The 10,634-nt window shown below is 69.1% G+C and carries 10 protein-coding genes and 1 tRNA gene; 4 read left to right on the top strand and 7 right to left on the bottom strand.

What is annotated here, in order from left to right; all coding sequences use genetic code 11:
• The first annotated feature begins 179 nt into the window (after positions 1–179).
• Positions 180–602, top strand: coding sequence for a MarR family transcriptional regulator (locus Ato02nite_RS16300; protein ID WP_246607047.1), 423 nt, complete (start codon positions 180–182; stop codon positions 600–602).
• Here Ato02nite_RS16300 and thrC read toward each other — a convergent pair.
• From thrC to argS, 5 genes are read right to left on the bottom strand one after another with little or no spacing between them, the layout of a single operon-like run.
• Positions 588–1,637 carry a threonine synthase gene (thrC, locus tag Ato02nite_RS16295; RefSeq protein WP_213007370.1) on the bottom strand — a complete coding sequence of 350 codons (1,050 nt, stop codon included), beginning with the start codon at positions 1,635–1,637 and terminating at the stop codon, positions 588–590. The two genes, Ato02nite_RS16300 and thrC, sit on opposite strands and share 15 nt — an antisense overlap.
• A 50-nt stretch (positions 1,638–1,687) precedes the next feature.
• The gene (locus Ato02nite_RS16290; RefSeq protein ID WP_203801101.1) at positions 1,688–2,059 is read right to left on the bottom strand and encodes a VOC family protein; all 372 of its coding nucleotides are present in this window, start codon (positions 2,057–2,059) and stop codon (positions 1,688–1,690) included.
• A 3-nt stretch (positions 2,060–2,062) separates the two neighbouring features.
• The gene (locus Ato02nite_RS16285; RefSeq protein ID WP_213007369.1) at positions 2,063–3,373 is read right to left on the bottom strand and encodes a homoserine dehydrogenase; all 1,311 of its coding nucleotides are present in this window, start codon (positions 3,371–3,373) and stop codon (positions 2,063–2,065) included.
• Positions 3,370–4,755, bottom strand: a complete 1,386-nt coding sequence (gene lysA, locus Ato02nite_RS16280) for a diaminopimelate decarboxylase (protein WP_213007368.1) — start codon at positions 4,753–4,755, stop codon at positions 3,370–3,372. Before lysA ends, Ato02nite_RS16285 begins: the two co-directional genes overlap by 4 nt.
• A gap of 3 nt (positions 4,756–4,758) precedes the next feature.
• Entirely contained in the window at positions 4,759–6,423 is a 1,665-nt protein-coding gene (gene argS, locus Ato02nite_RS16275) for an arginine--tRNA ligase (protein WP_213007367.1), read from the bottom strand.
• Between the two features lie 85 nt (positions 6,424–6,508).
• Here argS and Ato02nite_RS16270 point away from each other — a divergent pair, with 85 nt between their 5' ends.
• From Ato02nite_RS16270 to Ato02nite_RS16260, 3 genes are all read left to right on the top strand, one after another.
• Complete coding sequence (locus Ato02nite_RS16270; protein WP_246607044.1) at positions 6,509–7,318, top strand: thioredoxin-like domain-containing protein; 810 nt, start codon at positions 6,509–6,511, stop codon at positions 7,316–7,318.
• Positions 7,318–7,986: a DUF305 domain-containing protein gene (locus Ato02nite_RS16265; RefSeq protein ID WP_213007366.1), complete on the top strand. Its 669-nt coding sequence runs from the start codon at positions 7,318–7,320 to the stop codon at positions 7,984–7,986. The genes Ato02nite_RS16270 and Ato02nite_RS16265 overlap by 1 nt, the downstream gene beginning before the upstream one ends.
• Before the next feature lie 49 nt (positions 7,987–8,035).
• A tRNA-Arg gene (locus Ato02nite_RS16260) sits at positions 8,036–8,107 on the top strand.
• 632 nt (positions 8,108–8,739) lie between these two features.
• On the opposite strand, the gene Ato02nite_RS16255 is transcribed toward Ato02nite_RS16260, so the two are convergent.
• Both Ato02nite_RS16255 and Ato02nite_RS53270 read right to left on the bottom strand, forming a co-directional pair.
• Positions 8,740–8,997: an STAS domain-containing protein gene (locus Ato02nite_RS16255; protein WP_213007365.1), complete on the bottom strand. Its 258-nt coding sequence runs from the start codon at positions 8,995–8,997 to the stop codon at positions 8,740–8,742.
• The gene (locus Ato02nite_RS53270) at positions 8,978–10,609 is read right to left on the bottom strand and encodes a GGDEF domain-containing protein (protein ID WP_213007364.1); all 1,632 of its coding nucleotides are present in this window, start codon (positions 10,607–10,609) and stop codon (positions 8,978–8,980) included. Before Ato02nite_RS53270 ends, Ato02nite_RS16255 begins: the two co-directional genes overlap by 20 nt.
• Between the last annotated feature and the right edge of the window lie 25 nt (positions 10,610–10,634).

The following is a 10,634-nucleotide window of genomic DNA, read 5'->3' as shown; positions in this document are numbered from 1 at the left end:
TGACGCGAACAAATGATTTTCCGCCGGGGTCCGCTGGTAGCGTCCGTCCCGGAAGTACTGAGCCTTTAGACCGCTTAAGGGCGGCGGTGGGGCGGTTGGACGGGGGCTCGCGTCGGCCATCAGCGCGTCACAGAGAAAGGTCGGCATTGTCCGGTAACGAACAGCTCATCGCGGACATTATGGGCACGCAGCAGCGGCTCCAGCAGTTGTTCGCGTACGACCGCTCCGATCCGTTGTTCTCGTCCCACCTCACGCTGTCCCAGTTCAAAATCCTCATGCTGCTCGCCCGGCACGGCAATGTATCGGGCGGTGAGCTGGCCGGGATGCTCGACGTCGGCCTGGCCGCGCTCAGCGGCATGGTCGATCGACTCGTGCAGCAGGACCTGGTGGCACGCACCGAGGACCTGCACGATCGGCGGGTCCGCCGGATCGGGCTCACGAGGAGGGGCGGCGAGCTCATCGGCAGCATCATGAACGCCGGGGAGGCGAAGATGCGCGCCCTCCTCAGCCGCCTCTCAGCCGAGGAACTCGACCTGGTCGCCCAGGCGTCCCTGCTGCTGGTGAAGGCGGCCGAGGAAGAGGCCGGCTCAGGCGAGTCCTAGCTCCCGCGCGGCGATCAGGACGTCGTTCTGGATCGTGGTGGGCGACGGCGCGGTGGAGATGGCCCACTCCGGGTCCTTGAGGCCGTGCCCGGTGACTGTGCAGACCACACGCGAACCGGCCGGCACCTTGCCGGCCTGGGCCTGCTGGATCAGGCCGGCGACGCTGGCCGCGCTGGCCAGCTCGACGAAGACGCCGACCTCGCGGGCCAGCAGACGGTAGGCGGAGAGGATCTCCCGGTCGGTGACCGCCTCGATCAGGCCGCCCGACGCCTCCCGGGCATCCAGCGCCTTGGTCCAGCTCGCCGGGTTGCCGATCCGGATGGCGGTGGCGATCGTCGACGGTTCCGGGACGACCTTGCCGTTGACGATCGGGGCGGCGCCGGACGCCTGGAAGCCGTACATCTTCGGGAGTTTCGTAGCGTTCCCGGCGTCTTTGTCCTCGAGGTAACCCATCCAGTACGCCGAGATGTTGCCGGCGTTGCCGACCGGCAGGCAGTGGATGTCCGGCGCGTCGCCGAGCGCCTCGACGATCTCGAAGGACGCCGTCTTCTGCCCGTGCAGGCGGAAGATGTTCACCGAGTTGACCAGCGAGACCGGGAAGTCCTGCGACAGCTTCGCGGCGAGCGCGAGGCAGTCGTCGAAGTTGCCGTTGACCTGCAACAGCTTGGCGCCGTGCACGAGTGCCTGGGCCAGCTTGCCCAGCGCGATCTTGCCCTGCGGCACCAGCACCGCGCAGGTGAGCCCGGCCCGGGCCGCGTACGCCGCGGCGGACGCGCTCGTGTTGCCGGTGGAGGCGCAGATGATCGCCTTCGAACCCTCCTCGACCGCCTTGGAGACGGCCATGGTCATGCCGCGGTCCTTGAACGAGCCGGTCGGGTTGGCCCCCTCGACCTTGAGGTAGACGTCGGCGCCGACCCGCTGGGACAGCACGGGAGCGGGCACGAGCGGCGTGTTGCCCTCGTGCAGTGTGACCACCGGGGTGGCGTCGGTGACCGGCAGACGGTCCCGGTAACGCTCGATCAGTCCCCGATACATGGTCGACTCCTTAACTCATTTTCCCAGCACATCCTCGGACCCGTATTTCATCACTCGGGTCGGTGGCTCACGGCCTCGACGTTGTTGCCGTCCGGATCGCGGACAAACACGCCGTAGTAGTTCTCGTGGTATTCCTCGTGGATCCGCGGTTCGTGCAGCACCTCGGCGCCGCTCGCCACGGCCGCCCGGTGGAACGCGTCGACCTGGGCGCGGTCGGCCGCCGCGAACGCGATGTGCGACTCGCGGAAGCCCTCGCCCTCGCTGAACTCACTGATCCAGAAGTCGGCGTGGTCGCCCACGCCGTACCCCAGGGCGACCTTGAAATCCACCAGCCGGCTGACGCCGAGCGGCGCCAGCACGGCGTCGTAGAAGGCCGCACTCGCGGCCAGGTCGGAACATTGGAAACCCACGTGGTCGAGCACGGCTCAGACCCCTCCCTCGACGCGCAACACGCTCGCGATGGATCGGACGATGTCCAATTGCGACAGTGCGTCGACCGTAGCGGCCAGGTTGGCGTCCGGGGCACCGTGGGTCACGATGACCAGTTTGGCGTCCTCCTCGCGGCCCGACTGGCGGACCGTGGCGATGGACACCTCGTGCTTGGCGAAGACGCCGGCCACCGCGGCCAGCACACCCGGCTTGTCATCGACGTCGAGGTTGATGTGGTAGCGGGTGACGGCCTCGCCGATCGGGCGAACCGGCAGGTCGGCGTAGTTGCTCTCGCTCGGCGCCCGGAAACCGGCGAGCCGGTTGCGGGCCGCCGCGACGATGTCGCCGAGCACCGCGCTCGCGGTCGGCGTGCCGCCCGCGCCCCGGCCGTAGAACATCAGTTGACCGGCCGCCTCGGCCTCGACGAACACCGCGTTGAACGCGTCGCCGACGCCGGCCAGCGGGTGGCTGCGCGGGATCATCGCCGGGTGCACCCGCACGCTGATCGAGTCGGTGCCGGCCGAGTCGGGCCCGCGCTCGGCGATGCAGAGCAGCTTGATCGTGCAGCCCATCTCCTTGGCGCTGGCCATGTCGCCGGCGGTCACCCCGGTCATGCCCTCGCGGAACACGTCGGCCGCGGTGACCCGGGAGTGGAACGCCAGCGAGGCGAGGATGGCCGCCTTGGCCGCGGCGTCGAAGCCCTCCACGTCGGCGGTCGGGTCGGCCTCGGCATAACCTAGCTCGGTGGCCTCCTCGAGGGCCTCACTGAAGCCGGCGCCGGTGGAGTCCATCGACGAGAGGATGAAGTTGGTGGTGCCGTTCACGATGCCGGTCACCTTGGTGACGCGGTCGCCGTGCAGCGACTCGCGCAGCGGGCGCAGCAGCGGGATGGCACCGGCCACCGACGCCTCGTAGTAGAGGTCGGCACCGCCCTCGGCGGCCGCGTCGTGCAGCGCCGCGCCGTCCTCGGCCAGCAGCGCCTTGTTAGCGGTGACCACGCTCTTGCCGGCCCGCAGCGACTCGACCAGCCAGGTGCGGGCGGGCTCGATGCCGCCGACCACCTCGACCACCACGTCGACGTCGTCCCGCTTGATCAGGCCGAGCGCGTCGGTGGTGAACAGGCTCGAGTCGATCGGCAACTCGCCCCGCTCGCGGCCGAGCCGGCGCACGGCCACGCCGACGATCTCCAGCGGCGCGCCGATCCGGGCCGTCAGGTCACCCGCCTGCTCGTGCAGCAGGCGGACAACTTCGGAACCGACGGTCCCGCACCCCAGCAGGGCCAGGCGGACCGGTTTCACAGAGCTCATCCAACATCCAATGCGAGCAGGTCGTCCTCGGTCTCCCGGCGCACGATCACGCGGGAGGCGCCGTCGCGCACCGCCACCACCGGAGGCCGAGGCACGTGGTTGTAGTTGCTGGCCATGCTCCGGCAGTAGGCACCGGTTCCCGGCACCGCAATAAGATCTCCGGGCTGCACGTCAGCGGGCAGGAATTCATCCTTCACGACGATGTCCCCGCTTTCACAATGCTTTCCCACGACGCGGGCCAGCATCGGCTCGGCGGAACTCGCCCGGTTGGCCATGGTGGCCGAGTAGGAAGCGTCGTACAGCGCGGTGCGGATGTTGTCGCTCATCCCGCCGTCGACGCTCACGTAGGTGCGGATGCCGTCGACGTCCTTGACCGTGCCCACCTCGTACAGCGTGAACACGGCCGGGCCGACGATCGCCCGGCCCGGCTCGATCGAGAGCTTCGGCTTGCGCAGGTTGGCCAGCTCGCACTCGGACTCGACGATCTTGTTGATCCGCTTGGCGAGGTCGCCGGCGGCCTGCGGGTCGTCCTGCGTGGTGTACGCGATGCCGAAGCCACCGCCGAGGTCGAGTTCCTCCAGCTCCACGCCGCGGGCGTCCCGGATCTGCGCCTGCAGCTCCAGCACGCGGCGGGCGGCGACCTCGAAACCGCTGGTGTCGAAGATCTGCGAACCGATGTGCGAGTGCAGGCCGCGCAGGTCGAGCACGCCGTCGTCGATGATCCGGGCCGCGGCCGCGAACGCCGCCCCGCCGGCCAGTGAGAACCCGAACTTCTGGTCCTCGTGGGCGGTCGCGATGAACTCGTGCGTGTGAGCCTCGACACCGACTGTTACGCGTACGAGAACCTTTGGCCTTTTGTTCTTCTTTTCCGACAAGTCGGTCAAGCGCGCTATTTCGTCGAATGAGTCGACAACGATGCGGCCCACGCCCGCGTCGAGCGCCCGCTCCAGCTCCCGCGGTGACTTGTTGTTGCCGTGGAAACCGATCTTCTCGGCCGGGAAGCCGGCCGCCAGCGCCACCGCCAGCTCGCCGCCGGTGCAGACGTCCAGGAACAGCCCCTCCTCGTGGACGATCTTGACGACCGCCTTGCAGAGGAACGACTTGCCCGCGTAATAGACGTCCGCGTCGCCGAACGACGCCGCGAACTCCTGGCACCGCGCCCGCAGGTCGTCCTCGTCGAGGAAGTAGGCCGGGGTGCCGTGCTCGGCCACCAGGTCGGCGATGCCGACCCCGCCGACCTGCAAAGACCCGGCCTCGGTGCGGCTTACGGTGCGTGGCCACAGCTGCGGCACGAGGGCATTGACGTCCTCGGGCGTACGCAACCAGGCGGGCCCCCGGGATCCCAGGTCGCCGTGCAGCGCGCCGGCCTCATGAGCTCGCATGCCCTACATCCTTTCGGGGGCCGAGACCCCGAGCAGGGCCAAACCGTTAGCGATCACCGTACGGGTGGCGTCGTTCAGCCAGAGCCGGGCTCGCTGGAGGTCGGTGATCGGCTCGTCGCCCAGCGGTAGCACCCGGCACTTGTCGTAGAACCGGTGGTACGCCCCGGCGACCTCCTCCAGGTAGCGCGCCACGTGGTGCGGCTCGCGCAGCTCGGCCGCCCGGGCCACCACCGCCGGGTATTCGCCCAGCGCCTTGAGCAGGTCGTTCTCCTTCTCGTGGCTGAGCAGCTCGGGGTGGAAGCCGGCCGGCTCACCGCGGGTCAGGCCGACGTCGGCCGCGTTCCGGGCCACGTTCGCGGTGCGGGCCGCGACGTACTGCACGTAGTAGACCGGGTTGTCGTTGCCGGCCTTGGTCCAGACCGCGATGTCCAGGTTGATCGGCGAGTCCGACGAATAGCGGGCCAGGGCGTACCGGGTGGCGTCCACGCCCAGCGCGTCGACGAAGTCCTCCAGCGTCACCACCGTGCCGGCCCGCTTGCTCATCCGAACCGGCTCGCCGTCCCGGACCAGGTTGACCAGCTGGCCGATCAGGATCTCCAGGTTCTTCGCCGGGTCGTCACCGAAACACGCGGACATCGCCTTCATCCGGCCGATGTAGCCGTGGTGGTCGGCGCCCAGCATGATCACGATCCGGTCGAAGCCACGCTTGCGCTTATCCAGGTAGTAGGCGCAGTCGGCGGCGAAATAGGTCCAGTCGCCGTCGGACTTGCGCAGCACCCGATCCTTGTCGTCGCCGAACTCGGTGGTGCGCAGCCAGGTCGCGCCGTCGGCCTCGAAGATGTGCCCCTGCTCGCGCAGCCGGTCCAGGGCTTCCTGCAGCTCACCCCGGTTGTGCAGGTCCTTCTCGTTGAAGTACGTGTCGAAGTGCACGCCGAACTCGGTCAGCGACTGCTTGATCTCGGCGAACATCAGGTCGACGCCGACCCGCCGGAAGGTCTCGATCGCCGCGTCTTCGGGCTCATTCAGTACGTCGGGCGCTTCGGCCAGCACCGCGGCGGCGATCTCGGCGATGTATGCACCGCCGTAGCCGTCCTCGGGGGCGGGCTCACCCTTCGCACTCGCGTACAGCGACTTGGCGAACCGGTCGATCTGCGAACCGGCGTCGTTGAAGTAGTACTCCGTGCCGACCGTCGCGCCGGCCGTGCGCAGCAGCCGGGAGAGTGCGTCGCCGACCGCGGCCCACCGCACCCCGCCGATGTGCACCGGGCCGGTCGGGTTGGCCGAGACGAACTCCAGATTGATCCGCTCATCGCGCAACGTGGCGGATTGTCCGTAATCCGCACCGGCGAGAACGATGTCGCGGGCCAGCACGCCGGCCGCGGCCGCGTCGAGCCGGATGTTCAGGAAGCCCGGACCGGCGATCTCGACCGACTTGATGCCCGGCTGCCGGCCCAGCTCCTCGGCCAGCGCGGCGGCCAGCTCACGCGGCGCCACCCCGGTCTTCTTGCCCAGCTGCAGGGCGAGCGTGGAGGCGTAGTCGCCGTGCTCGGGATTGCGGGGTCGCTCCATCGTCGTCGTCCCGGGCAGCAGGGACGTGTCGAGGCCCCGGGTCTCGAACACGGCACGAGCAGCTGAGAGAACAGTGGCAGCAAGGTTGGCGGGAGTCACCGAACCATGTTATCGGGGGTAGACTTTCGCCCTCGGCGGCAGCCCGAGCCCCGCCCTTCCGCTTTTAACGAATCGACGAGGCACGATGAGCATGAGTACGCCGGGTCCCGAACGGGTCCCGTCCAGCGTCAAGGTCGGCAAGACGTCCGGCCAGGGCAAGCCCCCCGCGTCCAAGCCGGCGGCGAAGCCCGGTGCCGCCAAACCCGGTGCGGCCAAGCCCGGCGCGAAGGGCGGCAAGGGCCGCAAGCCCGTCACCCCGGTCAAGGTCAGCGGTGGCCGCCCCTGGGGCCCGATCGCAGTGATCGGCCTGGTCGCGGTCATCGCCCTCGGCATCGTCGGCTTCGGCGTATACAGCGTCGTCAAGGGCTCCCGCAGCTGGGAAGACAAGGCCTCCGACATCGCCGGCGTGGTCAACTACCGCGCCCAGAAGAACGCGGCGATCGACGACCAGAGCCACAAGGACGGCACGCTCACCTACGTGACCAGCCCGCCGGTCGGCGGCGCACACAACGCCACCCCGCAGAACTGCAACGGCGACGTGTACGACGCACCCATCGCCAACGAGCACGCGGTGCACAGCCTGGAGCACGGTGCCGTCTGGATCACCTACAAGCAGGGCCTCGCCGCCGACCAGGTCGCCATCCTCCAGAAGAAGATGGAAGGCAAGGACTACACGTTCATGTCGCCGTACGCCGGCCTCGACAAGAACGTGTCCGTCCAGGTGTGGGGCTTCCAGCTGAAGACCGACGACGTCAACGACGCGCGCATCGACGAGTTCATCAAGGACACCCGCGTCGTGGCCGCCCTCGAGCCCGGCATCTCCTGCTCGGGCGGCAACACCACCACCGGCCCGGTCACCGCGGCCGCCACCGGCACGGGCATGACAGGCAGCTGATGACCGTCTCCACCGACTCGGATGCGGTGGCCGAGGCCGCCGCATCCGTGAACGGCAACCGCCCCACGCGCAGCCGTCGCACCCTGCTTCTGGTCATCGCCGCCCTGCTGGTCGGCACCGTGCTCGGCGTCGGCATCGGCGTCGTGGTGCCGCACCTGCGCACCCCCGGCGACAACTCGGTCGAGGCCGGCTTCCTCCGCGACATGTCGACCCACCACGCCCAAGCGGTGGAGATGTCGATGATCGCCCACGAGAAGTCGGCCGACCCCCAGATCGTCTACCTGGCCAACGACATCGCGCTGACCCAGCACGGCCAGATCGGCTACATGCAGGCCTGGCTGCGCGACTGGCACCTCAGCCCGACCAGCTCCGAGCAGCCGATGGCCTGGATGCCCGACTCCGAGGGCTCGGTGGTCAACGGCCTGATGCCCGGCATGGCCACCCCCGAGCAGCTCACTGCCCTGCGCAAGGCCACCGGCAAAGACCTCGACACGCAATACCTGACCCTGATGCGCCAGCACCACCTGGGCGGCATCCACATGGCTCAGGAAGCGGTCAAGCTCTCCGACAACGACGACGTGACCTGGCTGGCCGGCACCATGGTGAAGTCCCAGCAGAACGAGATAGCCCTGATCGACGACCTCCTGAAGAAGGTCCAGGCGTCATAACCCGGTTGGCAGGGCCCGCCGGGGCCCTGCTAGGCTCAGTCTCACTTGAGCCCCCGTAGCTCAGGGGATAGAGCGTCGCCCTCCGGAGGCGAAAGCGCAGGTTCGAATCCTGCCGGGGGCACGACCTTGGGACCTCCCTGTTCGCTGAGAAGCGCGAACCGGGAGGTCGTGCTATTTCTCCTGGGGCCCGAGCCCCAGACCCCACGCCGAGGGGCTCCGCCCCCGGATCCCCGCCGGGCTCCGCCCTGGCCCCGACTGCGAGCGGCGTCCGCCTACTGCCTCCGCTGGTCCGCTTGTGGCCGTGACCCAAGCTCATCCGTGTTGAGTGGTTGTTCTCGCACGGAAGCGCCATCGTGCGCAGTACGGATACGCCGTAAGCCACGGCGTCTGCGACTAATTGGGAATTCAATTCACGCATCATCCGAGCGAAGCCTCGCCGGCGCCCACTGGAGGAGCTCTTCAAGGCTGTCGTCCAGCGATGCTGTCATCGAATCTTGTTCAGCTGAACAGATGTTTTGCCGTGCTCCAGTGCGTAGACGAATCGCTCCGACATGTCAGCAAAGGTCGGCCAGTTTGCCCTGCCCCTGGCCGCGTTGCCGTCGGCGTAGTCGCACCGCGTCGGCAAAGGCACTGCTCGGGTTGAGATCAGGCATTTCGGTGTCCCCCGTGCCAACCGCACGAACGTGCGGGTCTTGGCGCCCGCCGAGCTCTCCAGGACCGGCTGGGCGTTGAAACCGCACGAACGTGCGGCTACTACGCGGGGTTGGCAGGGTCCAGTAGTTCGGCGAAGCCGGTTACGTGCAGGACCTGGGTCACCAACGCTGTCGGGTTTTTCAGGCGGAAGCCTCGGCCTCGGCGCAGGGCGGTGCTTCGGGCGTCCAGCAGGCACCGCAGGCCCGCTATCGACAGGAACTGGGCGTCGGTCAGGTCTACTTCCAGCTCCTGGACGTCGTCCTCTTCTATCGCGTTGATCATCAGGGCGGTCAGCGTGTCACAGACGTTGTTGTCCACTCGGCCGGTTATGCGCAGACGGGCAACGCCGTCGTTGCCGGCCTCCCTGGTCACCGCGAACGGCACCGTCACGGCAAGTCCTCCAGCGGTCCCCCGTGCTGCCTAGTGCGGGCAGCACGCCAATCGTGCACCAGGGCGCCGGGTTCGGCGAAGCGGTCACCCACCCGATGGTGTGAGGGTGCGGCCGGCTCGGCGGAAGGTGCCCTTGCCGGCGTTTTTCGCCTCGTACAGGGACAGGTCGGCGTCCAGCAGCAGGCGTTCCAGATCGTGGCCGGGGCCCTGGCAACCGGCTATCCCGGCGCTCGCCTTGATGCGCAGCTCCCGGCCGGCTACGACGACGGGCTCGGCGATGTCGTGCAGCAGGCGGCGGGCCACCTCGTCGGCCTCCCGCGGGTCGGCCAGGGCGGGCAGGAAGGCCACGAATTTCGTCGCCGCCCAGCCGGGCCGGGGTGTCGGCAGCGCGCAGCGCGGCTCGCAGGCGGTGGCCGACCTCGATCAGTAGGGCATCGCCGGCCGCGTGGCCCATCGTGTCGTTGACCTCTTTGAAGCCGTCCAGGTCGAGCAGCAGGACGGCGGTGTGGTGTTCGGCGGTGGCCAGTTTCGCGGTGGCCAGGTCGTAGAAGGCGGCCCGGTTCGGCAGGCCGGTCAGGGCGTCGTGGTGGGCCTGGTGGCGGAGGGTGCCGATCAGACTGCGGATGGTGGAGAGCATGAGCAGTTGGCGGAGCATGGCCACGGTCACCACGGCCAGCAGGAACCAGATCAGTACGGGAGTGAGGGTGCCGGTTTGCACGTACGCCCGGAGCACCTCGGCGAGGGCCAGCACGACGGGTATGTAGGGCAGGGCCGGCCAGATGCCGGCGAAGACGCGTTCGCCGGATTTGTCGCCGACGGGCAGGACGGTACGGCTGGCCACCGCGATGAGCAGGGCGGCGATCAGGTAGCCGCCGCCCGCGCCGGTGCGGTACCAGGGCAGATCGAGTACGTCGTTGTGCACCGCGACGCCCGCGGTCAGCGCGAAGGTCCCCAGGCCGGCGGCGAGCAGGCGCAGGGCGTAACCGTCGGGGGTGGGGGTGCTTCTCGACATGAGCACCAGGGCCAGCGCCGCGCCGACCGACTCGACCGCGATCACCATGGTGAACATCAGGAACGTGCCGGCGGCCAGGTGCTCCTGGGCGCCGTCCAGGATCAACTGCCAGGCCAGGGCGTACAGGGCGCCGGATACCGCGGTGACGTCGAGGGCCAGGGCGAGTCGGGCGGATCGGTCCGGCAGTTTGGGCGAGGCCAGCACCAGCGCCACCATGGCCAGGCCGGCCGCTATCAGCGACAGGCCGTCGGCGGCGCTCTTCGGCGGGCTGTCCAGCGTCGCGGCGGCGATGTAGCCGAGGTACGCGATGCCGAAGACGGACGCCGCGACGGCGCCGAGCAGCCAGCCCGCCCGCAGCCGGCCGCGCTCCGAGCGGGCCCACCGGGCGAACCCGGCGGTCGCGTAGAAGCCCGCCGCCCCGATCGGGACGCTGACCACCACGATGCCGGCCCGGTCCGACAGGTGCGGCAACAGCAACTGCATGAGCACACCGGCGACCAGGACGGCGAGGACGCGCGGCAGGATCACCTGCCTCCGATCGGCCCGGCCGGTG

It is taken from the genome of Paractinoplanes toevensis (assembly GCF_018332695.1).
In the GTDB taxonomy this organism is placed as follows: domain Bacteria; phylum Actinomycetota; class Actinomycetes; order Mycobacteriales; family Micromonosporaceae; genus Actinoplanes; species Actinoplanes toevensis.
Note: the sequence above shows the minus strand (reverse complement) of the source record. Positions and strands in the feature narration are given on the sequence as shown.

Coding starts and splice junctions, on each gene's coding strand:
- Ato02nite_RS16300 (WP_246607047.1), top strand. CDS start 180: ATGGGCACGCAGCAGCGGCTCCAGCAGTTGTTCGCGTACGACCGCTCC.
- thrC (WP_213007370.1), bottom strand. CDS start 1,637: ATGTATCGGGGACTGATCGAGCGTTACCGGGACCGTCTGCCGGTCACC.
- Ato02nite_RS16285 (WP_213007369.1), bottom strand. CDS start 3,373: ATGAGCTCTGTGAAACCGGTCCGCCTGGCCCTGCTGGGGTGCGGGACC.
- lysA (WP_213007368.1), bottom strand. CDS start 4,755: ATGCGAGCTCATGAGGCCGGCGCGCTGCACGGCGACCTGGGATCCCGG.
- Ato02nite_RS16270 (WP_246607044.1), top strand. CDS start 6,509: ATGAGCATGAGTACGCCGGGTCCCGAACGGGTCCCGTCCAGCGTCAAG.
- Ato02nite_RS16265 (WP_213007366.1), top strand. CDS start 7,318: ATGACCGTCTCCACCGACTCGGATGCGGTGGCCGAGGCCGCCGCATCC.